Consider the following 26,001-nt stretch of genomic DNA (forward strand, 5'->3'; position numbering starts at 1 on the left):
GGGAACAGGGCAACGCCATGCAATAGGTGCGGCAGGCGGTGCCGGGACTCTTCACTGTTCCGACTGGAGGGGTTCAGGCGCCGTTCAAATTATTGCCGCAGGCCTGGGACGACTGGTCCGCCAGCGGTGCGGTGCTCGTCTGTTGCTCCAGCGCCAGCTGGCGCAGGTAATCGGCGAACCCGCCGCTGGCGCGGCCCAGCAGGCGGGCGCTGGTGGTCACCCGGGGCAGTTGGCTCCAGCAGATGCGCGCACCCAGGCGCTCGAAGGTGCGTACCAGTTGCACATCTTCATGGGCCGACACCGGCAGGAAACCGCCGGAACGCAAATAGGTCGTGCTGCAGAAACCCAGGTTGGCGCCGTGGATATGCCGATGGCCATCGGCCTGGGTATAGGCCTGGGCATAGCGCTGGCGGACGCCCTCGTGCAGCTCGCCCCAATCGCGGACCTGCACCGTACCGCAGACCATCTGCGCTCCCAGGGACAACTGGGCCACCAGCCAATCCGGGGCGACTTCGCTGTCGGCGTCGGTGCAGGCGATCCAGCGTGCACCCTGGGCGATCAGGTAGTCGCTGCCCACCGCCCGGGCATAACCGACATTGCGTGCGTCGACCTTCAGTCCCTGGATGCCAGCCGCCGCCACGAGCGCTTCGCTGTCGTCGTCGCAGGCATCGAGCACCACCAGGATCCGCACCTGTTCCCCGTCCAGATGCGGATGCCGGGCAGCCTGCTCGACGGCCTGGATGCACTGGGCGAGCAAGGCTTGCTCGTTGTGGGCGGGGATCACTACCCCGATCATGCCAGGCCCTCGCGCTGGGCCACCGAGGTGGCACGAGTGCCCCATACCTCAAGGACGAAGTCGGCCTCCACATGGCGCAGCAAGCTGGGCAATTGCAGTTGCGCGGCCAGTTGCCGGTGCACCCGGTCGCCGTCCAGCGGGCATTCGGTGATGGGATGACGCCAGTGGCAGGCCAGTAGCGTGCCGTCCGTGGCCAGTGAGTCATGGGCCTGGGCAATCAGACGTTGCAGGTCTTGCAGGTCGAGGTAGTAGCCCAGTTCGCTGATGACGATCAGGTCGAAGCTCCCGTCCGGCCATTGCCGGGGCAGGCGTGCCTGGCGTACCTCGGCCTGGTCCAGGTGCTGCAAGCGTTGGCGCGCCTCGTGTACCGCCAGCGCCGAGGTATCGCAGCACAACAGGCGGTCGCAGCGCTCGGCCAGGCGCAGGGCCAGCTCGCCGTTGGCGCAACCGGCTTCCAGGCCCCGGCGATAGTGGGGCCGGGGCAGGGCGGCAAGGGTCAGGTCGCGCTTGCGCTGTTCATACCAGCGAGAGCGCATGGCCCAAGGGTCGGGGTTGCCATCGAACAAGTGGTCGAAATAGTCGTCGGTGACGCTCATAGGAATATCACCTCGAAATCCCGCAGCAGGCGCTCCAGGGTCAATGGGCCCAGGACCGGGGCGTTCCCGTTCAGCGGGTCGAGGCTGATCTGGCTGGTGAAGGCATGTACCGCGTGACGCTTGCGGGCCAGGGTCGGGGCATCCAGCAACAGCTTGCGCGCCCTGTGCCAGGGCAAGCGCGGATCTTCCGGTAGGGCCCAGTGCCAGGCCCAGACCGGTATTTCATGGACCCGGACATCCACCTCTCGGGCCGCTGCCAGGCAGGCACGACCGCAGGCTTCGTGATCGCTGTGGCCGTCCTGGTGCCAGGTAGTGAAGACCACATCGCCAGGTTGCAGGCAGCGTTGCAGAAAAGCCTGCAAGCTTCGCTCGTGGCGGGCCACGGCGGTGTCCGGCAAACCAGCGCGCAACCAGGTCATGTGCTCCGGCGCCAGGCCCAGGCGCGCCAGGGCCACAGCGCTTTCCCGGGGACGCACCTGCGCCAGGCGGCGCGGCGTCCAGTAGCGCGAGCCGGGATGGCTGGCACAGCCGTCGGTGACCGAGACCAGCACGAGTTGGCGCTGCATCCGGGCCAGCTGTTGGAGCAAGCCGGCACAGGCGAGGATTTCGTCGTCGGGGTGGGGCGAGACGATCACCGCGCGCGCTCCGTCCGGCACCAACTGTTGCGGTGTCACCGTCCCGAGTGCGGCGAGCCGGCTCGAAGCGTTCCAGGCCCCGGGCGACGTGCCGTTGCCGATGATCGGATTGGCGTTCATGGCAACCAGTCTCCTTCCGGGTGCGCGGCCACCAGGCCACCGAGGACGGCGAGATCGCGCTCGGCATGGCTTTGGCGCAAATACACCGGCAGGTCGGCGAACAGCCGGGCCAGGTGTGCATCGCGGCAGTAGGGCGTGGCTCCCAGGGCCCGGCCGACGTGTTCCAGTACTTGCGTGGCACTGGCCTCGCAGGCGGCGCGCAGACGGCGTGCCGGTACCTCGGCCGCGGCCGTTGGATGCTGGTCGATCCAGCGTGCAGTGCTGCGCACCAGGTTGGCGCTGGCTTGCAATGCGCAGTCCACGGCGCCCAGGTGAGCCAGGGCATGGGGCTCGGGACGTTCGGTGCAATGCCTGCGCAGGGCCTGGCCGATGGCTTGCGCCGCGCCGTGCCAGCAGGCGGCGATACCCGCGCCGCCCTGCCAAAACCCGGGCCGTTGCAGGTAACCGTGCGCCGGGCCGACCAATTGCCCATGGGCGCCGTCCAGCACCACCTCGACGCTTTGACTGGCGGCCATGCCGACGGCCTGCCAACCATTGCCCGTGACTTGCACGCCGCTCTGGTCCAGTGCGACGGCCACCAGGTACTGGCGGTCTTCGGCATCCCAGGCGGTCAACAGCCCGTGGCTCAGCAGCGAGGCGCCGGAGCACCAGGCCTTGAGCCCCCGCAGGCGCACAGCGCCGGCATGCCGGGTAGCGTGCAGGGTGACCCTGGCCTGGGGTGGTTCGGCGGCCCACATGCCCCAGGTACTGTCTGCGGGAGGCAGTGGCGCCGACCAGTACCGCATGATCGCCAGGGCATCGGTATGGCCTTCATAGAGCTTGCACAAGCTCAGGTCGCAGGCCGCCACCCGGGCCAGGGCCTGCCAGCGCAGCAGGGTCTGGCCCTGGCCGGGCAACGGCAGCCGGTCGAGACCCTGGCCAACCAGTCGCTCCATGAGCCGTGCCAGGGCACGGGGCTCGAGTGGGGAGCCCAATGGCCATTCACGCAGGCAGGTATCCAGCCTGGTCAATGAAAAATTCCCGTGCATATCAGCTCCTCGATCTTGCGTTCAGTCTTTGGCCTGGCCCAACTGGGTGGGTTCGCACGGCAGCGGCCGGCCCACAGCACGGGGCGGCCCGCCTGTGCTTGCCCCCGGGTGAGGTGGTCGCCCGCCCTTGGGTTTCCCGGATCCGGTACGCGAATTTGCGGATATATCGTTCGATGTCCATGGCGACGGGTCCTCCAGGGGATTCGGGCGCAGCGCAGCGGCGACGTCAGCATATTGAGGAGAGCGGCGATGGCGCGGTTCAGTTTTTATCGTCGTTCGGCCTGCTGGCGACAGCGTTGGTAGTGCAGCAGCAATGGCTGGGTGCTGAGGCCATGGACCAGGATGCTCAACGCCACCACCGACAGGGTGAGCTGGATGCTGAGTGTCGCCTGCGCCGGTTCGAGTTGGTGGTTCAGGGCATAGAACAAGTAGTACAGACTGCCGATGCCGCGAATCCCGAACCAGCCCAGCAGCAGGCGCTGGTGGCGGTCGAGCAGGGCGCCCCAGGGCATCGCCAGCACGCTTAAGGGCCGTACCACCAGGAACAGCAGTGCCCCCAGCAACAACGCCCGCCAATCCCAATGGGCCGGCAGTACCACTCCCAGCAAGGTGACGATGAACACTTCCATGGCCCGCTCCACCAGGCTGCCGAACGACAGCATGTCACCGAGCATGATGCCGGCCGCCACTTGGCGTTCTTCCAGGGCCTGGACATCGCCGTGCACGGATTGGCCTGGGTCGCCGTGCAGGTGGCCGACCACCGGCTGCACCAGATGCTCCGCCGGTGGGTGGCCGGCGCTGCTGGCATGGACTTCGGCCTGGCGCAACCCCAGGCCGGCGGCGAACACCGAGAGGAAGCCGTAGCCGTGCACCAGTTCCGCCGCGACATAGGCCAGGGCGATCAGGGCGAAGCTCAGGTAGTCGTTGGGCGAGACGCTGCTGTCGGCGTGGCGGATACGCAGGCGCAAGGTCAGGCGCCCCAGGCCATGGCCCAGGCCATAGCCACAGAGCAGGCCGGCCGGTATCGCCCAGAGCAGGCTGTAGAGCATCCAGTCCGCCAGCCAGTGCTGCGGGGCGCTGTCCTGCTTGAGCAGCAGTACCCCGAGGATCACGAAGGCGAAGGCCACGCCATCGTTGAGCCCGGCCTCACCGGACAAGCCGAAGCGCACCCGGTCGTGATCCTGGGCATCGTTGACCTGGACCATGGAGGCCAGCACCGGGTCGGTGGGCGCCAGGATCGCCCCGAGCAGCAGGGCGAAGCTCCAGTCCAGATCCAGCAAGACGTGCAGCACCAGCGCGACACCGAGGATGCCCAGGCCCAGCACCGGTCCAGCCAGGCCGAAGGCCACCCACCAGCTGCGGTCGGCCAGCGGCAGCCGCAGCTTGAGGCCACTGACGAACAGCGAGAACAGCAGCGCCACCTCGGTCAGGTTCTCCATCCAGTCCGCCGCCTGGCGGATATCCAGTTGCAGCAAGCCGCCTCCACCCGGGCCAATGAGCACGCCCAGGGCCAGGCACACCACCGAGGTGGTGATCGGCAGCCAGCGCAGGTAGGAGGAGGTCAGGGCGAGGATCAGCAGCACCGCACCGAGCACCGCGACCCAGATCGTAAAACTCATGGCCTGTGCTTCAACCCAGTGTATGGCTGACTTGCAGCGCGCTGATGATGCACACCGAGCCGTCGCTGGCGGGGGTGCTGTCGCTGTAGTCGACCTGGTTGTAGACCCCGCCGTGGAAGTCGAAACGGCGGTCGTTCCAACTACTGTCCAATTGCCCTGGAGTACTGGCGCTGGTGACGCCGTTGCAGGTCACCACCACCAGGACCAGGCCAGCGGTCGTGGCGCTCAGGGTGATTTCGAAGGGAACCTGCAACGGCACGTTGGTGGCGATGATGCGGGTGGCCGGTTCGCCCTGGTCGAAGCTGGCGCGAAAGCCCCAGGTGATCCTGCCCTTGTTCCAGAACACCTTGACCGCCGGACTGTCGTCGTCCTTGACGTGCATTTGCGAAATCACCACTTTTTGCGCCGAATTGACCTGCTCCAGGCGCATGACCTGGCGGTTGACATGCAGGTTGGCGCTGGCCAGGGACCAGTACAGCGGCTCCTTCCATTCGCAACGGGTGCGGTGGGTGCTCTTGCTGGAGGCGCCACGGGTCGGCGCGCTCATGCGGATCGAGCCGTCGGGCAATTGGCTGATGATCTGGGGCACCCGGGCCAGGGCCTGGGCGCCCATCAGCTCCAGGGCCACGGGGTTGCCCGGCGAACTGGCAACCGGGGTGGTAATCATGAAGGGAAGGATATCGACTGCCATGGGGAACTCCTCGTCGCTGCAAGCGGCTTGTGGTTCAGGGTCATTCAACGGGATGACGCCATAGGCCAGCGGCCGTTCCCGTAGTCTGCCGGGTGGTCGCGCCTAGGCACCGCTGACCTTCCAGTGCTTGAGGTCGTCGGCGAACACGGGCTGGCGCACCTCGTGGGCGATACCGTAGGCCAGCGACTCATGGGCGGCGATGACCTTTTCCTCGGCCGACAGGCATTTGAAGATGTCCAGCTGGGTTTCGGCGGCAGCGGTCTCGATCTCGTAGATCTTCACGTAGCGCGCCAGGTCGTTGTCCAGGCTCGACAGGTACTCGCGCAGGCGCTGGTGATCCACCGAGTTCTGGCTGAAATACCAGTTCATCGGATGGATCAGGAAGCGTGAATGAGGCGTGGTGATGCGCCGGTTGGCCGCCAGGAACAGGATGATCCCCATGGATTCGATGTTGCCCGCATTGATCGCGCACAAGGGCACCGGCAAGGACTTGAGGAAGGTATAGAGGGTGAAGCCGAAGTTGGTGCTGCCGCCGGTGGTCGACAGGTTCAGCAGCAGCGAGCTGGCGCCTTCTTCGATGGCTTGCAGGCACGAGTCGCGAAAACGTTCGCTGGTGCTCTGGTCGATTTGGCAATGGAAGTGAACGATGTGTTCGGTCATAGGACTTTCTCCCCATGGCGTTCAGGTAGGCGTTCTACCTGTTGGTTGAGCCTGGCTCGCCGACGAAGGTTCAAACGTTCTGCTCTGCCGCAGACAGGCCCGGGAAGGTCCCCGGGGCAACCCCGAATCGACCGGCCTGGCAAACCGGATTGAACATCGCCTGGGGCTGCGGACCTAATGCATGTGCGTGCGGCCCAGGCATCCGGCCGCTGGCCCTACATGGGCCGCCATCATCGACGCAACCCCTGGAGATTGCCGTGCCCCGTATCCTGACGTCCCAGACGGATGACACCGAACTGAGCGAACACAATGCCTTGATGTTCGGTTCGCCCAAGGAGCGCCTGGACTTTTATCGGCGGGAAATCCAGTACGAGACCAGCATTCTGGCCAACCGCACCGATGCCTATCTGGCGGCGCAATCGTTCCTGGTGATCGCCTTCGCCTCGTGCATGTCAAACCTGAACCCCGAGTGGGGCAAGCTGTTCACCTTGCTGGTGCCGCCCTTGCTGGCCCTGCTGGGTATCCTCACGACGCTCAATGCCTGGCCGGGCATCCGTGCCGCCTATGACATCATCGACCACTGGTATTTCAAGCAGGCGCAATTGCTGCGCAGCGAGCCGCTGATGGGCCTGGCCTATGACGAGTCGCCACTGTTCTGCGAAAGCGAGTCGACCCACCGGGGCTATCGCAAGTCGCTGCTGTTTTCCCTGCGCACACCCTGGATCTTCGCGATCTTCTGGTTGCTGCTGGGAGGCTGGTCGAGCTATATCCAACTGACCAACCCGGGGAGTTGAAAGGGGGGGGCAGCGGCTGCCCGTACAGGGCGCACCGCTGGCGCAGGAACTGCGTGGGCCCGGGCTTAGCGACCGGTGTGCTGCAGGATCGGTCTTGGCTGTTGACGCTGGCGAGACTGGGCGTGAGTAAAGGGCAGAGGGGCTGGAGCCTGACTTTGGTTGTCGGCGAATTCCTGGTTGATCAGCCGCAGGTGTTCGCTGGCCTCGTGGAATTTTTCCTCGGCCTTGTTGCGCAACAGGTGATAGCGCTCGAAGGTTTCTAGATCCGGCTGGGCCTGCTCCAGCAGTTGATAGGCTTGCTGGTTCAGGTCATGGGCCTGCTTGAACAGGCGCTGGTTCTGTTCGAGGGCAAATTTGCGGCAGGCGCGGAGCTGGAAGCGCTGGTCGGTGCTGTACATGACGTCGTCCCTTTTATCTTGAGTGGATGGAGTGTGTCGCCACCGCCAAAGAGGGTTGCGGGGCGCTTCGGACTCGGGTTCGGCAATGCGCGTTGTCGTGCACTGGTAATAATCTGACCGGGCGGCCAAGGGACGTACTGCAAAAATAAACATCTGAAAAATCGTTGGATTTACATGCTGGCTCCGGTTGAAAAATCGACTTATCCAATAAATCAGTTCTGAGTAAAAGCAGGCTTGCCAAGGGCTTGGCCATAGCTCGGGCCGCAGGGACTCAAAGCGCTTCGTCCTGCGTCGGGTCGATGCAGTGCAAGCGTCCCGATTCGCCGCCGGCGATGCGTTGGGCCTGGTCCACCCCGCGACGCAAGGCGTGCTCCAGGCACCATTCGCTGCCGGGCAGACGGCTCGAGCGTTCGGCTATGCACCGGCCTTGGGCGGTATATACGCAGACCATCAATTCGACGTCGCCGCCAGGCAGTTCGCGGGCTCGGACATCCATCTGGCAGCCGTTGTCCAGCATGCGCTCATGGCACGCCTCCGGCAGGGACTGGGTTTTCCAGGCCGCGTAGACTTTTCCCCGGTTCATGGGTGTTCCTCCTGATTTCGGATAATCAAGTTGGCCAGTATAGGGCGGACTTGGTGGAGTGTTTTATTGGTTTATAGAAGTCTCGACGGAAGGTTTAACAAGTTGCTGTCATTGGGCTACCAGTACCACTCGTCCGGGTTGTAGCAAAATATTTAAACCATCGGCCAGAACTCTCCTTCAAATGTTGACCAAGCGTTCCCGAGAGGGTTGGAACAACTTCGATAAATCAACAGGAGAATCCCCATGAATGATGAGACCAAGCGCTGCGCCTGTCCTGGATGCCACATTCCGATCGATCCCCAACAGCCTTTCGAGCGCGACGGCAAGGCCTATTGTTGCCAGGCCTGCGCTGATCATCACCCCCGTGGGGAGCCCTGTACCAACCTCGATTGCCACTGCGACGAGGAGGCCGCCAATGGTGGTGAAGCAGGGGTTGGCCCCATTGCCTGATTATCGCCGAAGTTCCTGGATATGAATCCATGCTGATTATGGAAAGTATAACTAGCTAGGCTAAAAGTCATTCGACAGCTAACTGGCTGGCTGATTAATCCAAACTTGCGATGGCCAGTTCGTGCGGCTACAGAAAATAAAAATCATGGGGCGGCGTAATGTTTCGCGCCGCTTGAGACTATCAACTGTGGGGTAACTTCACAGTGCAAACTATCAATAGATTTCTGTTGGCGGCTGCTTGCAGTCTTTTATCCGGTTGCAACTTGATCGTGTTCAATCCCAAGGGCCAGATCGCCACCGACGAGCGCAACCTGATCATCCTGGCCACAGCGCTGATGTTACTGGTGGTGATTCCCGCCATCGTGCTGATGTTCGTGTTCGCCTGGCGTTATCGCTCGACCAACAAGCGGGCGCGCTATTCGCCGGGCTGGGCCAGTTCCCATCGGATCGAGGCGGTGGTCTGGGGCGTGCCGCTGTTGATCATCGTGATACTGGGCATCGTCACCTGGCGCACCACTCACTCCCTGGATCCGTACAAACCCATCGCTTCCGATAATCCGCCGCTGAACGTGCAGGTGGTGGCCACCGACTGGAAATGGCTGTTCATCTATCCGGACCTGGGGATCGCCTCGGTCAATGAACTGGCGTTGCCGGTGCATACCCCGGTGAGTTTTACCATCACCTCGGACGCCGCGATGACCTCGTTCTTCATTCCGGCGCTGGGTGGACAGATCTACGCCATGGCCGGCATGCAGACCCGCTTGCACCTGATCGCCAATGAAACCGGGCAATTCCGCGGGATCGCCGCCAACTACAACGGCCCGGGCTTCTCCGACATGCATTTCACCACCCAGTCCCAGACGCCGGCGCAATTCGAGGCCTGGGTCCAGAGGGTGCGCCAGGGGCCGCTGCGCCTCGATCAGCAAAGCTACGCCGTGCTGGCCCGACCCACCCTCGGCCACCCCATCCAGCACTACGCCAGCGTCGAGCCGGGCCTGTTCCAGGTCATCGTCGACAAGTACGAAGGCATGAACAAGGCCCGTGGCAGCGCCCGCCAGGCGGCCCGCGCCGACAACCCCCTGGGCGAAACAAGGAGTTCGGACGATGTTCGGTAAATTGACCTGGGATGCGGTGCCCACCGGCGAACCCATCATCATGTACACCCTGCTGGTGGTCGGCCTCATCGGCCTCGGGGTGCTTGGCGCCGTCACCTACCAGCGCAAGTGGGGCTACCTGTGGCGCGAATGGCTGACCACGGTGGACCACAAGAAGATCGGCGTCATGTATATCCTGGTGGCGCTGGTGATGCTGCTGCGCGGTTTTTCCGACGCCATCATGATGCGCACCCAGCAGGCGATGGCGGCCTCCGGCGGGCCGGGCTACTTGCCGCCGGAACACTATGACCAGATCTTCACCGCCCATGGCGTGATCATGATCTTCTTCATGGCCATGCCGTTCGTGGCCGGTCTGATGAACCTCGTGGTGCCGCTGCAGATCGGCGCTCGCGATGTGGCCTATCCCTTTCTCAATGCCCTGAGCTTCTGGCTGTTCGTCGCCGGCGCGGCACTGGTCAATATTTCCCTGGGCGTGGGGGAGTTCGCCCGGACCGGGTGGGTGGCCTATCCACCGTTGTCGGAGCTGGGCTACAGCCCCGGAGTCGGGGTGGACTACTACATATGGGCCTTGCAGATCTCCGGGATCGGCACCTTGCTCACCGGGGTGAATTTCTTCGTCACCATCCTGAAGATGCGCACCACCGGCATGACCCTGTTCAAGATGCCGGTGTTTACCTGGAACTCGCTGTGTACCGCGGTGCTGATCCTGGCGGCGTTCCCGATCCTCACCGCGACCTTGCTGATGCTGTCCCTGGACCGCTACCTGGGCATGCACTTCTTCACCAACGAGGCCGGCGGCAACCCGATGATGTACGTCAACCTGATCTGGGCCTGGGGCCACCCGGAGGTGTACATCCTGATCCTGCCGGCGTTCGGCGTCTTCTCGGAGATCGCCGCGACCTTCAGCAGCAAGCGCCTGTTCGGCTACGTGTCGCTGGTCTGGGCCACCATCGCCATCACCATCTTGTCGTTCATCGTCTGGCTGCATCATTTCTTCACCATGGGCGCCGGCGGCAACGTCAACGCCTTCTTCGGCATCATGACGATGATCATCGCCGTGCCCACCGGGGTGAAGATCTTCACCTGGCTGTTCACCATGTACCGCGGCCGCGTACGTTTCGCCACGCCGATGCTGTGGACCATGGGCTTCATCGTCACTTTCAGCATCGGCGGCATGACCGGGGTCCTGCTGGCGGTGCCGGGGGCCGACTTCATGCTGCACAACAGCCTGTTCCTGATCGCCCACTTCCATAACGTGATCATTGGCGGTGCAGTGTTCGGCTACATGGCGGGGCTGACCTACTGGTTTCCCAAGGCCTTCGGCTTCACCCTCGATGACCGCCTGGGACGCCTGTCGTTCTGGTGCTGGCTGGTGGGCTTCTACTTCGCCTTCATGCCGTCCTACGTGCTGGGGTTCATGGGCATGACTCGGCGCCTCAACCACTTCGACAACCCCGAGTGGCGTCCCTGGCTGATGCTCGAGCTGATCGGCGTGGGCATCATCCTCTGTGGCGTCACCTGCCAGCTCCTGCAACTGTGGGTCAGCGTGCGCGACCGTCGGGCCAACCGCGACCGCAGCGGCGACCCCTGGGATGGCCGGACCCTGGAATGGGCGACCACCTCGCCACCGCCGCTGTACAACTTCGCCGAACAACCGGTGGTCGACGACCTCGACGCCTACTGGGGCATGAAGGAGCGCGGCACCAGCACCCTCAACCGTACCGACTACCGGGCCATACACATGCCGCGCAACACCTCGGCCGGGCTGGTCATGAGTGCCTTCGCCCTGGTCTGCAGTTTCGCGCTGGTCTGGCACATCTGGTGGCTGGCGCTGGCCAGCCTGGCGGCCACGATGGTCGCCCTGGTGGTGCGCAGCAACGATGAGGATACCGACTACTTCATTCCCGCCGACGAAGTGGCGCGGATCGAGAAGGCCCGGCTCGCAGACCTGGCGGAGGCTTGAACATGGTCAATATCGTGCTGGAAAAAGACATCGCCCATTCCCATGAACAGGGGCATGAAGATGCAGGCTCCCTGCGCCTCTTCGGGTTCTGGGTCTACCTGATGACCGACTGCATCTTGTTCGCCACGCTGTTCGCCAGCTACGCGGTGCTGCGTGACAGCGTGGCTGGCGGTCCGTCGACCATGGACGTCTTCGAGCTGCCCTATGTGCTGGCCGAGACTTTGTTGCTGCTCTTGAGCAGCATCACCTACGGCTTCGCCATGCTGGCCATGAACCGCGACCAGCGGACCCAGGTGTTGCGCTGGCTGGGCCTGACCGCGCTGCTGGGCCTGGGTTTCGTCGCCATGGAGATCAATGAGTTCCACCAACTGATCAGCGAAGGTCACGGGCCGGATCGCAGTGCCTTCCTCAGCGCTTTCTTCACCCTGGTGGGCACCCACGGCCTGCACGTGGCCTGCGGCCTGGTATGGATGGCGGTGTTGATGTGGCAAGTGCATTCCCGTGGCCTGGGCGCCATCCAGGCCACGCGCCTGAGTTGCCTGAGCCTTTTCTGGCACTTCCTGGACGTGATCTGGATCTGTGTCTTCACCGTTGTCTACCTGCTTGGAGTGGCCTGATATGTATACCCAGAGTTCCGTACGCAGCAGCGCTGGCTCCAGCCATGGCAGCCGGCGTTCCTACCTGGTCGGTTTCGCCCTGTCGCTGGTACTGACCCTGATTCCCTTCGCGCTGGTGATGTACCCCAGCTTGCCGCGCAATGTCACGCTATGGGCGGTGGTGGGGCTGGGGGTGATCCAGATCCTGGTCCACCTGCGCTATTTCCTGCACCTGGATACCGCCACCGAGCAGCGCTGGAACCTCACTGCGCTGATTTTTTCCGCGGTGGTGATCTTCCTGCTGGTAGGGCTTTCGCTGTGGATCATGAACAGCATCCATCACAACATGCTCGCCCATTGAACGGCGCCGCGCTGATGACCATGGCCTGGCAACTGGTCAAGCCGGGGATCGTGGCCGGCAACCTGATCGCGGTACTGGGGGGGTACTTCCTTGCGTCCCGGGGCCAGTGGTACGAGCCGCGAGTCCTGCTGGCCACGGTCCTGGGCACCACGCTGGTGGTGGCCGGCGGATGTGTGCTGAACAATTGCATCGACCGCGATATCGACCGCCGCATGGTCCGCACCTGTCACCGTGTCATGGCGCTGGGGGCTTGTCCCCTAGGGCTGGCCAGTGTCTACGGCGTACTCCTGGCCAGCCTGGGGCTGGTGGTGCTGCAGCGCTGCTGCAACGACCTGGCCGCCGCCCTGGCAGGGCTTGGGCTGTTGTTCTATGTGGGTTTCTACAGCCTATGGTTCAAGCGGCGCTCGCTGTACGGCACGCCAGTGGGCAGCCTGGCCGGGGCGATGCCGCCAGTGATCGGCTATTGCGCGGTCAGTGCACATTTCGACGCCCCGGCCTTTTGGCTGCTGGTGATGTTCTGTTGCTGGCAGATTCCCCATGCCCATGCCATTGCCCAGTATCGCAGAGAGGACCTGCGTGCCGCCGGTTTGCCGATCCTGACGATGGCGCGTGGTCAGCGCCAGATCGTGATCGGCATCCTGGCCTTCGTCCTCAGCGCCGTGGTGCTGGGCTTGAGCAGCGCCATGAGCATGGCATGGTTCCTGGTGATCGGCGGCCTGGGAAGCTGCTGGCTGGCAGTGGCCTTGGCGCGACCTGGCCATGGCGAGGGACGGCGTTGGGCACGGCGGATATTCGGCTGGTCGATCATCCTGGTCCTGGCCAGCAGCCTGATGATGTCCACGGCTCATCCGGGACTGTCGCTCGATGCCGGGGGGACACCCGCCCTGGGCGGCTGACTCCGGGTACAGCGTCTCAGCCACCGGCACCACCGGCACCACCGGCACCACCGGCACTACCGGAACCACCGGAGCCACCGGAGCCCGTACTGCCATTGCCGCCCGAGCTACCCCCGCTTGTTCCTCCTGCATTGCCGCTGCCAGTACCGCCGCTCTCGCTGCCGCCGTGGTCGGAGCCCGGGGCGGTGCTGCTGCCATTGGCATCGCCACCGTTGCCTCCCTGGGGACCTCCGGGAAGGGCCGCAGGGGGCATGGCAGGCCCCGAATCGTTGGCGCCGGAAGATGAAGACGAGCCTCCGGTGCTGGGGCTGGCGCCCGTACCGGCCGCCCAAATCGGTCCGCTGCAGGCGCAAGCCAGGCCAACCGCCATCAGGAGTTTTGCAATGGGAGTTTTCATTCGCAGGTTCCTCGTGCTGTATCCAGGGCCGGGTAGCGACCCCTTATAGAGTGGGAGGAGGCGTTGGTGGGCAAAGTTTGAATAAGTTGCCTGGGGCTCGACGAATGGCAATTGCACTCAGCGATCGACCGGCAAGTCGGGATAATGCGCCGTGACCGAGGCGATCAGCCGGCGGATGCGCGGCTTGACTGACGATTGGCGATCGACTCGCCGCCACCGGCAATCGGCGATCTCGTTGGCGGGCACGGGGTTCTCCCGCTCCTCCAGGCGCGCCTGGAACACGTGGTGCAGGCAGTCGCCATCGTGATAGCGCATCAGATAGCGCAAGTCCCGGGCGGTAATCCCGGTTTCTTCTTGCAGCTCACGCCAGCCAGCCTCGGCGGGAGTCTCGCCAGGCTCGATACGCCCACCCGGCAGGGTCCAGTCGGCCTTGGACTTGCGTACATACAACCATTGCCGGTCCTGGCAGCAGATCACGGTGGCGCGTTGTTTCATGCTTGTCTTCGCGAGTAGCCGTCATGGGACCAGTACGGGGCAGCACGCAGCCGCACGGCATGGCTGCGTGATGTCCGGAGCAACCACAGCGTCATTTGGCGTGCTGGGTCTGCAAGCGCTTGGCCATGTCCAGGTGCATGCGCAGTTGGGGCAGGGTGCTCTGGGCGAAAGCCTTGAGCTGGGCGTCGTCCTTGGACTGCGACTCTTTTTCGAACAGCGCCACGGTTTTCTCGTGGGCCTCGACCTGGCTATCGATATAGGCCTGGTCGAAGGACTCGTCGCGCATTTCCAGGATCATCTTCTTCGCCCGGGCGGTCAGCGAGGCTTCGTCCGGCACCTTGATATCGAGCTTGTGGGCCAGGTTCATCAGTTCCTGGTTGACTTTGGTGTGGTCGTCGACCATCTGCTGGGCGAAGGCCTTGACGTCGGTGGCGGTGCTTTTCTCCAGCGCCAGCTTGGCACTCTCCACCTCGTTGATGCCACCCTGGGCCGCTTCATCGACGAAGTCGCTGCTGCCGGCCGCCAGCGCCAGGCCACAACCGCTGACGGTTAGCAATAACGACAGTCCCAGTTGGCGCATGAGTTTGTGGTTCATAAGATTCTCCTTAGGGAGGGCGCGACAAAGGCGTCGCCCTACTGTTGAACACGGAGCATGGCCAATGGTTTAGTTTTTTCGCCCCATGTTCAAAGCGCCGCCAGTGGGCGCAGGTATTGGGGGGCCAGCACGTTGAACCAGAACAGGATCATGCTCACCAGGATGGTCACCAGCACCAGCAGGCCCACGCCCCAGACCGAGGCGGCATACAAGCGCCCGCGCTCCTGGTTCAGGTACATGAACTTCGGCAGGCCCACCAGCAGCAAGTAACTGGCATAGGCACTGGCCGCCAGCAGAGCCGCCACCGCCAGCCAGCGGCTGGGATACAGGCCGCTGATGCCGGCGATGAAGTAGGGCGTGGCAGTGTAGGCGGCGAAGCCAACGCACTGGTTGAGTGTCGGCCGGGCCTCGAACGAGCGCGACATCCAGCGGATGAATCCGCCCATCAGCAGGGTGCCCAGCAGGGCGGTCAGGTAGAGCAGCAAGGCCAGCTGCATGGCACTGTCCAGGCTCAGGCGCACCCGTTCGGCATCGACCAGGCTCCAGCCGACCTGGGTCACGCCAATGAACAGGCAAAGGGCGGGAACCAGGGCCCAGAGCAGCAGGTGGGGCAGGTATTGTCGCGGCTTGCGTTGTTCTTCGGAACGGATCTGGACCCAGGCCGATTCCGGCTGGGTCAGTAGCTTGACGAAGTGGGTTTTCATGGGACCTCCGATACGCGAATGCCGTGTCACGGCTTCTTGGCATATGGAGGCGGGCGCGCATCCGGCGGTTCAAGTTTTATCCCTCAAGGCACCGGTCATCCGTGCTTGGCGCAACGCGATGGAATCTTTTGCCGCTGTGGCCGCTCTGCCTTTGAAAGGCGTACACCCTGTCGCCCCCGAATGATGCTGGTGTTGATCCAAGGAGCCTGCCATGAGCCTGCTGGAAGTTTTCCACGGTAGCCCGACGGCGTTACCTCACGATGCCCCCTTGCGTAGCCTGTACCACCAGTTGCTGGAGCCTGGCGATGCCCAGGCACCCAGCCTGGGCCAGGAGTTTCTGGAGCGGCAATTGCAAAGCCTGGATCCGGCGGTCCAAGTGCTGCCCGGCGATCCCGGGCAACTGATGGCCATGGTCGAGGACAACTGCCAGGCGGTCAGCCGGCAATATGCCGACTACCTGGACCAGCGCCGGCAGGGGGCCGGGCGGCGGTTCTTCGGCAACAAGGCCCATGCCTTGTACTTCCTGCAGGGCGTGGCGCCTACCAAGCTGGTGGATGGCGCCTGGTTGCACGGGGTGTTGGCGCATTGGCGGGACTACCGCTACGACGGCCTGGTCAGCACCTACCTGGAGGAGCTGGGCGAGGGTGAGGCGGCGCAGAATCATGTGGCCTTGTACCGTAGGATGCTGGCCGAGCAGGGCTGCGACAGCGACCCGGGCCTGAGCGACGAGCACTATCGCCAAGGGGCGATCCAGCTGGCCCTCGGCCATTGCGCCGAGTCGTTCATGCCGGAGGTGCTGGGCTACAACCTGGGGTATGAACAGTTGCCCTTGCACCTGTTGATCAGCGCCTACGAGTTGAACGAGTTGGGCATCGATCCCTACTACTTCACCTTGCACGTGACCATCGACAATGCCAGCAGCGGGCATGCGCGCAAGGCCGTGCAAGCGCTGTGGGACTTGCAGCCGGTGGGCATGGAGGGTGGGGAGTTCTGGCGTCGGGTATCCCGTGGCTACCAGCTCAACGACCTGGGCCTGGGATCCGCAGCGGTGATCAAGGCATTCGACCTGGAGCGCGAGCTGGTGGCGATGCTCGAGCGCAAGCGCCTGGCGGGACGGCACATGCATGGCGATTACTGCCGTTTCGATGGCAAGAGCGTGAACCAGTGGCTGGACCAGCCGGGGCAGATCCGTGGCTTCCTGCAAGCCCTGCAGGACAAGGGCTGGATCAAGCGCAACCAGGATCCGCAGGACAGCCGCTTCTGGCAGTTGGTCCACGGGCATGGCGCGGCCATGTTCGGTGTGTTCAGCGGCTATGAAAAACAGCTGCTGCATGACTGGATCGCCGGCGACTGGGATGTCGGTCGCTACCCTTCGCCCAAGCGCCGGATCCAGTCCCAAGGCCTGCCGGAGCGCAACGATCAGGATCCGGAGACCCGGGCATTGCGCCAGGCGCTGCACGAGCAAGACGCCGAACGGCAACTGCAATTGCTGCTGCCCTGGCTGGCGGCGCCCCGGCATTGCCGGCCGGCGGCATTGTTCGCCACGCGCACCTTCATCGATCTACGCCACCGCCTGCGCTGACCTCGGGAGCCTGCCATGAACCAACGCCCTTCATCCTTCCATCCGCCGCGCCAGGCGAGCCGGCCCCAGGCCGACCAGGCCTTGCTGCAACTGGGGCGACGCCTGCAAGCGGCGGGCTATCGCTTCGTCACGCCCACCCCGGCCACGCACCAGCGGGTCAACCGGCGCCCGGACGCCGCGTGCAGCGCCGACCTGCGTGATGTGTTCGGCTGGTCGCGGCCGTTCGCCGCCAGCCTGTTCGAGGCCACGGAACTGGATCTCTTGTACCAGGCCGGGATCATCCAGGCCGAGGCGGGGCGGCTGCACAGCACGGTGCGTTGGTCGAGCCTGGACGAGCTGCTGCTCGTGCACTCGGCCTATCCGACCGACGATGCCGAGGCGGTGTTCTTCGGCCCGGATACCTATCGTTTCGCACGCCTGATCGAGGCCTGCCTGCAACAGCGCTTCACCGTCGTGCGGCGGGTGGCCGACATCGGCTGCGGCACCGGAGCGGGGGCCTTGCTGGTGGCGCGTGCCCGGCCCGAGGCCCAGGTGTTGGCCCTGGATATCAATCCGCGAGCCTTGCGCTACTGCGCAATCAATGCCGAATTGGCCGGGGTCGGCAATGTCGGCGTCTATCACAGCGATGTGCTGGACGGTGTCGAGGGGAATTTCGACCTGATCCTGGCCAACCCGCCCTACATGCGGGACCCTCGCCAGCGCGCCTATCGCCATGGCGGCGGGGCCCTGGGCGAGCACCTGTCGCTACGCATCCTGGCCCAGGCGCTGCCGCGCCTGGAGCCACAGGGAACCTTGCTGCTGTACACCGGGGTGGCGATGGTTCGCGGTCGCGATCCGTTCCTGGATGCCGCCCGTGCGTTGCTGCAAGGCGAGCGCTACGGCTGGACCTACCAGGAACTGGACCCCGATGTATTCGGCGAGGAGCTGGAACAGCAAGGCTATGAACAAGTCGAGCGCATTGCCGTGGTGGCCCTGACCGTCACTCGCCTGGCCTGAGGCGAGCACGGCATGAGCGCTTTCGACCCTGGCCAACCGCAATGCCTGGGCATCGAGGAGGAGTACCTGCTCACCGATCTTGGGAGTCGACGCATGGTTGCCGAGCCACCGCCCGAGGTACTGCGCGACTGCCGCGAAGCCCTTGGCCAGAACTTCGCCTACGAGATGTTCCAGGGGCAGATCGAGGTCGCCTCGCCAGTGTTCGACCACAGCGCCCAGGCCGGCGCCTACCTGCGCCAGGTACGCTCGGCCCTGGACCAGGCCCTGGCCAGCCACGGCCTGGGGTTTATCTGTGCCGGCAGTCATCCGCTGGCTGACTGGCACGAGCAGCGGGCGACGCCGCAGGCGCATTTTCGCCAGCTGTTCGACGAATTCGCCCTGGCGGCCCGGCGCAGCGTGCTCAGTGGCTTGCATGTGCATGCCCAAGTGCCGGCGGCGGTGGACCGGATCGCGGTGATGAACGAAGTCTTGCCCTGGACACCGTTGTTGCTGGCGTTGAGCCTGTCCTCGCCATTCTGGCAAGGCCATGACAGTGGCTATCTCAGCTACCGCCAGGTCGCTTGCGATGAATGGCCGCGTATGGGCATCCCCGAGTACCTGCACGATCACCAGGCCTATGACGACTACCTGCGATTGTTGCGCGGCATTGGCGCGCTGGGTGCCGAGGACAATGCCTGGTGGGGCATTCGCCCGGCGTTGCGCTACCCGACCCTGGAACTGCGCATGACCGATGCCTGCCCGCGGGTCGCGGATGCCCAGACCCTCGCCGGACTGTTCGCGGTGATGGTCCGACATGCCTGCCTGTTGCCCGCGGCGGGTAGCCAGTACACCCAGGCCCGGCGCTGGCTGCTCAAGGAGAACCGTGTCCAGGCCCGGCGCCGGGGAGCCCAGGGCCGCTACCTGATGAGCCCGGACCAGGCACCGATGGGCCTTGGGCGATGGCTGGACCTGGCTGAACAGGTATTTGGCGCCACTGCGCAAGCCCTGGGCGAAGAGTCGCTGTTCGAACGCGCGCGCCAGCTGCTGCGGGGTGGTTGCAGCGCTGAACGGCAACTGCGTTGCCATGCCGCCCAACCCGCAGAAGCGGACCGCGAAACCCGCTGTCGGGCGGTGGTCGACCTGCTGCTGCAGGAAAGCCGCGATCCAGGACCGGAAACGACCCATGCCTCCATGAACGAAGGAAAGCCAATATGAATGTCGCACCCGCCGCATCGCCCACCGAGGGGCCCCAAGCCTGCCCGGAACTGCTCCAGCGCCTGCTGCTGGCTCGCGGCCCGGGTGGCCAGGAAGACGAAGTCCGGGCTATCTGCGTCGAGCACCTGCGGCGCTATTGCGACGAGACCCGGATCGATCCCGCAGGCAACGTCATCGGCCGGTTCGCCGGCCACGGCGCGCCACGTGCCGGATCGGGAATCTGCGTGATGGCGCACATGGACGAGATCGCCATGGTGGTCAAGCGGGTCATGCCTGACGGCACCCTGCAGGTGGTGGCCCTGGGAGGGGCCAATCCGGTGAACTTCGGCATGTGCCCGCTGGACATCCTCGGTGACCAGGCGATCTTGCCGGGGGTATTGTCCTTCGGCTCGATGCATGCCACGCCGGGCTCGCCCCAGGGGCGCGACGTGGTTTCGGGCAACGTGCACTGGAAGGATGTGCACGTCATCACCCGCTGTTGCCCGCAGCAGCTGCGCGCCCAGGGCGTGCGCCCGGGCACGCGGGTGGTCCTGAGCCAGCACTGGCGCAGCCTCTGGCGCGTGGGGGATGCCATCGCCGCGCATTTCATGGACGATCGGGCGCCGCTGGCGGCAGTGCTGGAATGTGCGCGGTTGCTCGCCGACCGGCGCGGGCGCCTGGAACACGAGGTGTACCTGGTGCTGACCACCTGCGAGGAAGAGTCCAACGCGGGGGCCATGTATGCCGCTGCGCACCTGGCCTGCGATACCAGCATCGCGGTGGAGGTCGGCCCGGTGCTTGAAGAGTATGCGACGCGATTGAGCCTGGATCCGATCATCAACACCGGTGACGGGAAGGGCTACTACAGCCGCTCGGTGGTCACGGGCTTGGCCGATGCCGCGCAGCGTTGCGGGTTGACGCCGCAGTATGCCCTGCTGGTGGACTTCGCCTCCGATGCCAGCGCGGTGCTCAGTAGCGGCCTGTGCGGGCAAGCGGGGTGCCTGGGGATCGCCACCGAGAACACCCATGGCTACGAGCTGGTGCTGGATGGCGCCATCGATGCCTGCGCCCGTACCCTGGCCGAATACCTGGGGCATCGTCCCTAACCGCGCCCCTTGCCGATCCGCCTGGCCCGGTACCTGGCGTCATGCCGTTCAGTTGAGGAAAGGGTAGGAGCGAGGCTTGCCCGCGATGGACTTCAGGGCCCTGCGTTTATCCAGTAAGCACGCGCTACCGTTAATCACCATCGCGAGCAATCGAGCGTCGAGTGGCTGCTCCTGCAGTGGATGCCTTCGCTCGGCTGACTGGTACTAGGGTACTGGCGAGCCTTGTCCAGGCCGCTTGGCGGTCTCGCGTTGCCGGGCATTCTTGCCCAGCCCGCGCAGGTTCATCAGCCCCAGGCAGCACTGCAGGATCACCAGGGCATAGGCGTGGGCATACAGGCCCCAGGCGATCCACAGCAGGTTGCTGAGCATGAAGCAGATGAAACCGGTCATTCGGCGCCCGGGGCGTAGCGAGCCGATCAGCCAGGCCGCGAGCACCGTCACCAGCATGGCTGGCCATTGCAGTGCATCCAGGTAGTCCATTCGTCGCTCTCCGCTCAGCGCTAGATGGGGTGATAGAGGTTGCCGCTTGCAGTCGCGGTACTGCAGTCGACCATTGCCCGGCATGGAAGATTCGCTATTTCGCAGCCAGGTCCGCCGGGGTGCATGAATGAAAGATTCAGTGAACCCTGGCCATGCGCCTCGAGCCTAAAGAAGCATCAACCCGGAGGTGCATCATGCTCGCAAGTTATCTATGGATCGGCCTCTGCGCGATCCTCGTGTTGCTCGATCTATGGGCCATCAACAGCATATGGCGCAGCGACAATTCCTCAGGCAGCAAAGCCTTGTGGACGGCCTTGGTGGTCCTGCTGCCTGTGCTTGGGCTGGGGCTGTGGGGCGTGCTCGGGCCGCGGGGCGTGACCAAGGGGCCGTCCTCACCCGAGCACAGCAAGGGTTAGGCCGACCATTCATCCGCTGCCTACCGCAGGCGAAGGAACCCCAGAGCGTTTAGTTCCCCCCTAACGCCAAGAGCCCCGGCATCCAGGCCGGGGCCAGGAGGAAACCCGATGCGTGCCATGACCTACCAGGGCGCTCACAAGGTGACGGTGCAAACCTTGCCTGATCCCTGTATCGAACAGCCCGACGACATCATCCTGCGAGTCACTGCGACAGCCATTTGTGGCTCCGACCTGCATCTGTACCGAGGCAAGATCCCCACGGTGGAACATGGCGACGTGTTCGGCCACGAGTTCATGGGCATAGTCGAGGAGGTGGGACCGGAGGTGACCCGGGTGCGGCGTGGCGATCGGGTGGTGATCCCTTTCGTGATCGCCTGCGGCGACTGTTTCTTCTGCCAGCACCAGTTGTATGCGGCGTGCGAGACCACCAACGATGGTCGCGGTGCGATCCTCAACAAGAAAGCCATCCCGCCGGGAGCCGCGTTGTTTGGCTACAGCCGCTTGTACGGCGGCATTCCGGGCGGGCAGGCGGAGCTGGTGCGGGTGCCCAAGGCCAATACCGGGCCATTCCGGGTGCCTGGCACCCTGGCGGACGACCAGGTGCTGTTTCTTTCGGACATCCTGCCAACGGCCTGGCAGGCGGTGTGCAACGCTGCCATCGGTGAAGGCAGCAGCCTGGCGATCTACGGAGCAGGGCCGGTAGGCCTGTTGTGCGCGGCCTGTGCCAGGATGCTGGGTGCGGAGCGGATCTTCATGGTCGACCAGCATGCCTATCGCCTGGAGTATGCCCGGCGTACCTACGGGATCATCCCCATCAATTTCGGGGAGGACGACGATCCGGCCGATACCATCGTTCGCCAGACCGTCGGCATGCGCGGGGTCGATGGCGTCATCGACGCCGTGGGCTTCGAGGCCAAGGGCAGCACCACCGAAACCCTGTTGTCCACGCTCAAGCTCGAAGGCAGCAGCGGCAAGGCCCTGCGCCAGTGCATCGCCGCCGTGCGCCGTGGCGGAGTGGTCAGCGTGGCCGGGGTCTATGCCGGTTTCATCCATGGCTTCATGTTCGGTGATGCCTTCGACAAGGGACTGGTGTTCAAGATGGGCCAGACCCATGTGCAACGTTACCTGCCCGAGCTGCTCGAACATATCGAAAGCGGCCGCCTGCGGCCCGAGGTGATCATCACGCATCGGCTCTCCCTGGAGCAGGCGGCGCGGGGCTACGAACTGTTCGACAAGGGCCAGGACGAGTGCCGCAAGGTGGTGCTGGTGCCGGGGCTGGAGCAGGCCCCCGTGCCCGAGCCGGTGCCGGGGGCTGCGGGACTGGTGGTCTGAGGGCCGCCGCTGGCGGTCGCGGAGGAGCCTGTGGAGCAGGATGAGTTGCATAGCCGGCAGCGGCCGGTTCGCGAATACATGGGCCTGCAGCGCAAGGTCTGGCGCCTGGAGCGCCTGGGCTGGTACTTGCTGGTGGTGCTGGTGCTGCTGACCCTGGGCGGACTGTTCTCCAAGGGGCCGCTGAGTTCGCGTCAGTTGCACAGCGCCGATGGCCGGTTGCAGGTGCATTACCAGGCGCTGCTGCGCAGCGGTTCCACCGACAGCCTGGTGGTGCACATGCGTGGCAGCGCCGGCCAGCCCCTGGAACTGGAGTTGGGGGGCGAGTTGCTGCAGGGTTTCAGCGTCGAGAGCTTGCTGCCCCAGCCGCTCAAGGCCAGCGCGGTGGGCCAGGGTCTCAGGCTGTGGCTGCTGGCGGATGCCGACGGCCGCGCGTCGTTGCACTTGAGGCTGCGCAGCGAAGGCGCAGGGCGGTATTCGACCCGGATCGCGTTGGCAGCGGGGCCGGTCCTGGATTTCGACCAATTCATTTATCCCTAGGTGACCTCATGGACTCGGTATGGCGGGCGGCAGCGATCTACCTGGCATTGATGGTGTTGTTCAAGATCGCCGGCAGGCGTTCGCTGGCCGAGCTGACCACCTTCGACCTGGTGCTGCTGATGGTGATTGGCGAGGCGACCCAGCAAGCGCTGCTCGGAGAGGACTTTTCCCTGACCAACGCGGTGCTGGTGATAGTCACGCTGATTGCCATCGATGTCGGCTTGTCGCTGGCCAAGCAGCGCTGGCGCTGGTTTTCCCGGGTGATCGACGGTGGGCCCACGGTTCTGGTGGAAAACGGCAGGCTTTTGCGCCAGCGCATGCACCATGCGCGGTTAGTGGAAGAGGACATCCTCGAAGCGGCCCGCTCCAGCCAGGGCGTGCTGGAGATCGGGCACATCCGCTATGCGATCCTGGAGCGCAACGGCAAGATCTCGATCATTCCCTATCCTTGAGGCCGTCGCGACTTCCTGGTTCTTGCGCGGGCTAGAGGATCGGCTTGCCGCCGGTGACGCCCACCCGCGAGCCGGAGATGTAGCTGGCTTCGTCGCTCGCCAGCAAGACATAGATGGGCGCCACCTCCACTGGCTGGCCCGGACGACCCAGGGGCGTCTGCTCGCCGAAATGGGTGACAGCTTCTGGCGGCATGGTGGAGACGATCAGCGGCGTCCAGATCGGCCCCGGGGCGACGCTGTTGACCCGGATGCCGCTGGCACCGAGCAGTTGTGCCAGACCGGCGGTGAAATTGGCGATGGCGCCCTTGGTGGTGGCATAGGGCAGCAGGGTCGGCTTGGGGGCATCGGAGTTGATCGAGCTGGTGTTGATGATCGAGCTGCCGGCGGCCATGTGCGGCACCGCGGCCTGGCAGATGCGAAACATCGCCGTGATATTGATATCGAAGGTCCGTACCCATTCGTCATCGGTGATATCGGCCAACTCATGGTGGGTCATCTGGTAGGCGGCATTGTTGACCAGGATATCGATGCGCCCGAACTGCTCCACGGTCTTGGCGACTATGTCGCGACATTGCTGTTTGCCCGCCAGGTCGCCCGGCAGCAGCAGGTATTCGCGTCCGGCTTGTTCCACCCAGCGCGCGGTCTCGCGGGCGTCGTCGTGTTCGTTCAGGTAGGCCAGCGCCACATCGGCGCCTTCCCGGGCGAAGGCGATGGCCACCGCCCGGCCGATACCGCTGTCGGCCCCGGTGACCAGGGCGATCTTGCCGGCCAGGCGGCCTGAGCCCTGGTAGCTCTGCTCGCCGCAATCGGGGTAAGGCTCCATGGCGCCTTGGGCTCCTGGGACTGCTTGCTGCTGGGCGGGGAAGGGGGGCGTGGATAGGACTTCATGGATACCTCCAGAGGTGGCGGATCAGGTCCCGGCTGCCCCGCAGTCATGCCAGGGGCGAGCGGGCGCGGGACGAGGGTTCAATTATTGGTACGGATTCAGTGTGTGCAGGTAACGCCCTGCAACAGGGTGCTGTTGGCCCCGTGGTCGTGGGCCCGAGTGATGTTGGCCAGGGATACGACACCCACCAGGCGTTTGTCGCGGTTGACCACTGGCAGGCGCCGTAACTGGATGTCGGCCATGTTGCGGGCCACATCGTCCACGTCCTGGTCGTCATAGCAGTAGCGGATATCGCTGCTCATGATCAGGCTGACCGGGGTGTCGCAGGCCATGCCCCGGGCCACCGCGCGCACGGCGATGTCGCGGTCGGTGACCATGCCCACCAGGCGATCCTGGCTGCTGACCAGGATTGCCCCGCAATCGATATCGGCCATCAGGCTGGCGACTTCGCGCAAGCTGTGGTCGGGGCTGGTGGTCTGTACGTCGCGGGTCATGATTTCGTTGATTTTCATCGGTGTCTCCCGAGGTGGAGCGGGTCGCGGAACCCGCGCAAGTAGAAGAAAGCGGGGCTCGCTACGACCCCGCTCGTCCGGCGATCAACCACGACCGCCCGCGCCGCCGCGGCTGCTCTGCTTGCCGGCGCCGGATGTCTTGTGCCGGTCGCCGGTGCTGTGGCCGCCAGAGGCCTGTCCGCCTTTCCTGCCTGCTTGGGCGGCTTTTTCCCGATCATTGGCAAAGTTTCCAGGATTGGGGTGTCCGGTATTGGCCATGGTTGAATACCTCTTGTTAATGGAAAGATATGCCCATAATTGCACCGGGCATTTATTGGGAGGACGCTGAGTTTTAAAAAGTCGAACTGATTGAATGAGCGGCGACGAATGGTTCGAAACCTGGAAATGGCAACTTTGCGCAAGGGGTTGATCCGGTATGCCGTATATATGCAAGCGGCGCGTAAATAAATTATCCGTCTAACGCGCGATTAGGGCCTGGATGTTTTGAACATCAGCAAGGGTAAGTTTTCAAACTTACGAAGAGCTTTCATCGAGTAGCGCACCGCAGGAGGACGCAAATGCGAGATCGAGCCGTATCATCCCCGTCATCGCCATCGAATACCCCGGCCCAAGGCCTGGTGGAGCAGGACCCGGGCCCGGGCTTGACCGACGACCAGCGGGTCCGTCGCGAGGATCAGGCCCGGGCGCGACCGGGACCACGAGTGGAGCCCGGGCCGGCGGATCAGGAGCGCCTCAGGCCCTGATCGGACCTGGCTGGAGTTCCAGTACCAGCAGCAATTGAGCATTAGCCAGCCGCCGGCCATGGCGCACCACGCCGTGGCAGGGGTGGCCATCGCGGTCGAATGTCAGTCCATGGGCGTGTTGCAGTTGCTCGGGCCAGGGCGCGTCGACCAGGAGCTGTAGGCTACCGGCACCGAGTTCGCCGGGTTCGGTCACCTGGACCAGGCATTCGCAGGCTAGTGCGTTGACCCCGAACAGGGTGTCCTGCTGGTAGTTGATAGTGGTGAGGCGTGGCGGCGTCGTCATGGGCATGGTGC

Annotated in this window: 34 protein-coding genes; 16 read left to right on the plus strand and 18 right to left on the minus strand. The window is 64.4% G+C overall.

All coding sequences use genetic code 11. The annotated features are described in order from the left end of the window. Positions 1-73: 73 nt before the first annotated feature. The 7 genes from AC3WK8_RS23390 to AC3WK8_RS23420 all read right to left on the minus strand — a co-directional run bounded on the left by AC3WK8_RS23390 (position 74) and on the right by AC3WK8_RS23420 (position 6,145). The gene (locus AC3WK8_RS23390) at positions 74-796 is read right to left on the minus strand and encodes a glycosyltransferase family 2 protein (RefSeq protein WP_103325941.1); all 723 of its coding nucleotides are present in this window, start codon (positions 794-796) and stop codon (positions 74-76) included. Then, positions 793-1,392, minus strand: a complete 600-nt coding sequence (locus AC3WK8_RS23395; RefSeq protein WP_085597716.1) for a class I SAM-dependent DNA methyltransferase — start codon at positions 1,390-1,392, stop codon at positions 793-795. The genes AC3WK8_RS23390 and AC3WK8_RS23395 overlap by 4 nt, the downstream gene beginning before the upstream one ends. Beyond that, complete coding sequence (locus AC3WK8_RS23400; protein WP_103325940.1) at positions 1,389-2,147, minus strand: PIG-L deacetylase family protein; 759 nt, start codon at positions 2,145-2,147, stop codon at positions 1,389-1,391. The genes AC3WK8_RS23395 and AC3WK8_RS23400 overlap by 4 nt, the downstream gene beginning before the upstream one ends. Further along, positions 2,144-3,175 (minus strand): acyl-CoA dehydrogenase family protein, encoded by a 1,032-nt coding sequence (locus tag AC3WK8_RS23405; RefSeq protein WP_256592344.1) that lies wholly within the window; start codon positions 3,173-3,175, stop codon positions 2,144-2,146. The genes AC3WK8_RS23400 and AC3WK8_RS23405 overlap by 4 nt, the downstream gene beginning before the upstream one ends. Before the next feature lie 266 nt (positions 3,176-3,441). After that, complete coding sequence (locus tag AC3WK8_RS23410; RefSeq protein ID WP_103325939.1) at positions 3,442-4,794, minus strand: cation:proton antiporter; 1,353 nt, start codon at positions 4,792-4,794, stop codon at positions 3,442-3,444. A gap of 10 nt (positions 4,795-4,804) precedes the next feature. Continuing rightward, positions 4,805-5,485, minus strand: coding sequence for a polysaccharide lyase family 7 protein (locus AC3WK8_RS23415; RefSeq protein ID WP_103325938.1), 681 nt, complete (start codon positions 5,483-5,485; stop codon positions 4,805-4,807). A 102-nt stretch (positions 5,486-5,587) separates the two neighbouring features. Beyond that, on the minus strand, positions 5,588-6,145 hold the full coding sequence (locus tag AC3WK8_RS23420) for an ATP-dependent Clp protease proteolytic subunit (RefSeq protein WP_085597712.1): 558 nt from the start codon (positions 6,143-6,145) through the stop codon (positions 5,588-5,590). Positions 6,146-6,402: 257 nt separating this feature from the next. Here AC3WK8_RS23420 and AC3WK8_RS23425 point away from each other — a divergent pair, with 257 nt between their 5' ends. Then, on the plus strand, positions 6,403-6,939 hold the full coding sequence (locus AC3WK8_RS23425; RefSeq protein WP_085597711.1) for a hypothetical protein: 537 nt from the start codon (positions 6,403-6,405) through the stop codon (positions 6,937-6,939). Between the two features lie 65 nt (positions 6,940-7,004). Here AC3WK8_RS23425 and AC3WK8_RS23430 read toward each other — a convergent pair whose 3' ends face one another. Continuing rightward, positions 7,005-7,337: a hypothetical protein gene (locus AC3WK8_RS23430; RefSeq protein WP_085597710.1), complete on the minus strand. Its 333-nt coding sequence runs from the start codon at positions 7,335-7,337 to the stop codon at positions 7,005-7,007. A 271-nt stretch (positions 7,338-7,608) separates the two neighbouring features. Then, entirely contained in the window at positions 7,609-7,920 is a 312-nt protein-coding gene (locus tag AC3WK8_RS23435) for a hypothetical protein (protein ID WP_085597709.1), read from the minus strand. A gap of 243 nt (positions 7,921-8,163) precedes the next feature. Between AC3WK8_RS23435 and AC3WK8_RS23440 the strand changes: the two genes are divergently transcribed. The 6 genes from AC3WK8_RS23440 to cyoE all read left to right on the plus strand — a co-directional run bounded on the left by AC3WK8_RS23440 (position 8,164) and on the right by cyoE (position 13,301). Next, positions 8,164-8,370 carry a metallothionein gene (locus tag AC3WK8_RS23440; RefSeq protein ID WP_085597708.1) on the plus strand — a complete coding sequence of 69 codons (207 nt, stop codon included), beginning with the start codon at positions 8,164-8,166 and terminating at the stop codon, positions 8,368-8,370. Positions 8,371-8,573: 203 nt separating this feature from the next. Next, on the plus strand, positions 8,574-9,485 hold the full coding sequence (gene cyoA / locus AC3WK8_RS23445) for a ubiquinol oxidase subunit II (protein ID WP_085597707.1): 912 nt from the start codon (positions 8,574-8,576) through the stop codon (positions 9,483-9,485). Continuing rightward, positions 9,475-11,448: a cytochrome o ubiquinol oxidase subunit I gene (gene cyoB / locus AC3WK8_RS23450; protein ID WP_085597706.1), complete on the plus strand. Its 1,974-nt coding sequence runs from the start codon at positions 9,475-9,477 to the stop codon at positions 11,446-11,448. Before cyoA ends, cyoB begins: the two co-directional genes overlap by 11 nt. Before the next feature lie 2 nt (positions 11,449-11,450). Further along, a complete protein-coding gene (cyoC, locus tag AC3WK8_RS23455) occupies positions 11,451-12,065 on the plus strand; it encodes a cytochrome o ubiquinol oxidase subunit III (RefSeq protein ID WP_085597705.1) in 615 nt (204 codons plus the stop codon). Between the two features lies 1 nt (position 12,066). Beyond that, positions 12,067-12,405: a cytochrome o ubiquinol oxidase subunit IV gene (cyoD, locus tag AC3WK8_RS23460; RefSeq protein ID WP_065365316.1), complete on the plus strand. Its 339-nt coding sequence runs from the start codon at positions 12,067-12,069 to the stop codon at positions 12,403-12,405. A 14-nt stretch (positions 12,406-12,419) separates the two neighbouring features. Beyond that, the gene (gene cyoE, locus AC3WK8_RS23465) at positions 12,420-13,301 is read left to right on the plus strand and encodes a heme o synthase (RefSeq protein ID WP_085597854.1); all 882 of its coding nucleotides are present in this window, start codon (positions 12,420-12,422) and stop codon (positions 13,299-13,301) included. A gap of 16 nt (positions 13,302-13,317) precedes the next feature. On the opposite strand, the gene AC3WK8_RS23470 is transcribed toward cyoE, so the two are convergent. The 4 genes from AC3WK8_RS23470 to AC3WK8_RS23485 all read right to left on the minus strand — a co-directional run bounded on the left by AC3WK8_RS23470 (position 13,318) and on the right by AC3WK8_RS23485 (position 15,492). Then, entirely contained in the window at positions 13,318-13,698 is a 381-nt protein-coding gene (locus tag AC3WK8_RS23470) for a hypothetical protein (protein ID WP_146043279.1), read from the minus strand. Positions 13,699-13,815: 117 nt separating this feature from the next. Then, positions 13,816-14,193, minus strand: coding sequence for an NUDIX hydrolase (locus AC3WK8_RS23475; protein WP_103325936.1), 378 nt, complete (start codon positions 14,191-14,193; stop codon positions 13,816-13,818). A gap of 91 nt (positions 14,194-14,284) precedes the next feature. Further along, the gene (locus AC3WK8_RS23480; RefSeq protein ID WP_053129707.1) at positions 14,285-14,788 is read right to left on the minus strand and encodes a DUF4142 domain-containing protein; all 504 of its coding nucleotides are present in this window, start codon (positions 14,786-14,788) and stop codon (positions 14,285-14,287) included. Between the two features lie 89 nt (positions 14,789-14,877). Then, entirely contained in the window at positions 14,878-15,492 is a 615-nt protein-coding gene (locus tag AC3WK8_RS23485; protein ID WP_085597702.1) for a Yip1 family protein, read from the minus strand. Positions 15,493-15,703: 211 nt separating this feature from the next. On the opposite strand from AC3WK8_RS23485, the gene AC3WK8_RS23490 reads away from it, so the two are divergent. Genes AC3WK8_RS23490 through AC3WK8_RS23505 form a run of 4 tightly spaced genes read left to right on the plus strand, consistent with a single transcriptional unit; the run spans position 15,704 to position 20,349 of the window. Beyond that, a complete protein-coding gene (locus tag AC3WK8_RS23490; protein ID WP_103325935.1) occupies positions 15,704-17,074 on the plus strand; it encodes an iron-containing redox enzyme family protein in 1,371 nt (456 codons plus the stop codon). A gap of 15 nt (positions 17,075-17,089) precedes the next feature. Beyond that, the gene (locus AC3WK8_RS23495) at positions 17,090-18,070 is read left to right on the plus strand and encodes a methyltransferase (protein WP_178088047.1); all 981 of its coding nucleotides are present in this window, start codon (positions 17,090-17,092) and stop codon (positions 18,068-18,070) included. 12 nt (positions 18,071-18,082) lie between these two features. Next, on the plus strand, positions 18,083-19,264 hold the full coding sequence (locus tag AC3WK8_RS23500; RefSeq protein ID WP_103325934.1) for a carboxylate-amine ligase: 1,182 nt from the start codon (positions 18,083-18,085) through the stop codon (positions 19,262-19,264). After that, a complete protein-coding gene (locus AC3WK8_RS23505; protein ID WP_103325933.1) occupies positions 19,261-20,349 on the plus strand; it encodes a M28 family peptidase in 1,089 nt (362 codons plus the stop codon). Before AC3WK8_RS23500 ends, AC3WK8_RS23505 begins: the two co-directional genes overlap by 4 nt. 204 nt (positions 20,350-20,553) lie before the next feature. Here the strand turns inward: AC3WK8_RS23505 and AC3WK8_RS23510 are convergent, their stop codons facing one another. Continuing rightward, positions 20,554-20,829 carry a hypothetical protein gene (locus tag AC3WK8_RS23510; RefSeq protein ID WP_085597697.1) on the minus strand — a complete coding sequence of 92 codons (276 nt, stop codon included), beginning with the start codon at positions 20,827-20,829 and terminating at the stop codon, positions 20,554-20,556. 194 nt (positions 20,830-21,023) lie between these two features. Here AC3WK8_RS23510 and AC3WK8_RS23515 point away from each other — a divergent pair, with 194 nt between their 5' ends. From AC3WK8_RS23515 to AC3WK8_RS23530, 4 genes are all read left to right on the plus strand, one after another. Beyond that, entirely contained in the window at positions 21,024-21,245 is a 222-nt protein-coding gene (locus AC3WK8_RS23515) for a PLDc N-terminal domain-containing protein (RefSeq protein WP_085597696.1), read from the plus strand. 108 nt (positions 21,246-21,353) lie between these two features. Next, positions 21,354-22,577, plus strand: coding sequence for a zinc-dependent alcohol dehydrogenase (locus AC3WK8_RS23520; RefSeq protein WP_103325932.1), 1,224 nt, complete (start codon positions 21,354-21,356; stop codon positions 22,575-22,577). Positions 22,578-22,655: 78 nt separating this feature from the next. After that, positions 22,656-23,114: a hypothetical protein gene (locus AC3WK8_RS23525; protein ID WP_085597853.1), complete on the plus strand. Its 459-nt coding sequence runs from the start codon at positions 22,656-22,658 to the stop codon at positions 23,112-23,114. An 8-nt stretch (positions 23,115-23,122) separates the two neighbouring features. Continuing rightward, entirely contained in the window at positions 23,123-23,566 is a 444-nt protein-coding gene (locus AC3WK8_RS23530) for a DUF421 domain-containing protein (RefSeq protein ID WP_085597694.1), read from the plus strand. A gap of 31 nt (positions 23,567-23,597) precedes the next feature. Here the strand turns inward: AC3WK8_RS23530 and AC3WK8_RS23535 are convergent, their stop codons facing one another. The 3 genes from AC3WK8_RS23535 to AC3WK8_RS23545 form a co-directional block, all read right to left on the minus strand. After that, on the minus strand, positions 23,598-24,389 hold the full coding sequence (locus tag AC3WK8_RS23535; RefSeq protein ID WP_103325931.1) for a glucose 1-dehydrogenase: 792 nt from the start codon (positions 24,387-24,389) through the stop codon (positions 23,598-23,600). Positions 24,390-24,550: 161 nt separating this feature from the next. Beyond that, positions 24,551-24,964, minus strand: a complete 414-nt coding sequence (locus AC3WK8_RS23540) for a CBS domain-containing protein (RefSeq protein WP_085597692.1) — start codon at positions 24,962-24,964, stop codon at positions 24,551-24,553. A gap of 84 nt (positions 24,965-25,048) precedes the next feature. Then, positions 25,049-25,222 (minus strand): con-10 family general stress protein, encoded by a 174-nt coding sequence (locus tag AC3WK8_RS23545; RefSeq protein ID WP_103325930.1) that lies wholly within the window; start codon positions 25,220-25,222, stop codon positions 25,049-25,051. 299 nt (positions 25,223-25,521) lie between these two features. On the opposite strand from AC3WK8_RS23545, the gene AC3WK8_RS23550 reads away from it, so the two are divergent. Further along, positions 25,522-25,707, plus strand: a complete 186-nt coding sequence (locus AC3WK8_RS23550) for a hypothetical protein (RefSeq protein ID WP_146043278.1) — start codon at positions 25,522-25,524, stop codon at positions 25,705-25,707. Here the strand turns inward: AC3WK8_RS23550 and AC3WK8_RS23555 are convergent. Continuing rightward, positions 25,697-25,996, minus strand: a complete 300-nt coding sequence (locus tag AC3WK8_RS23555) for a hypothetical protein (protein WP_085597690.1) — start codon at positions 25,994-25,996, stop codon at positions 25,697-25,699. The two genes, AC3WK8_RS23550 and AC3WK8_RS23555, sit on opposite strands and share 11 nt — an antisense overlap. Positions 25,997-26,001 lie beyond the last annotated feature (5 nt).

The sequence above is a fragment of the Pseudomonas sp. FW507-12TSA genome, assembly GCF_058781435.1.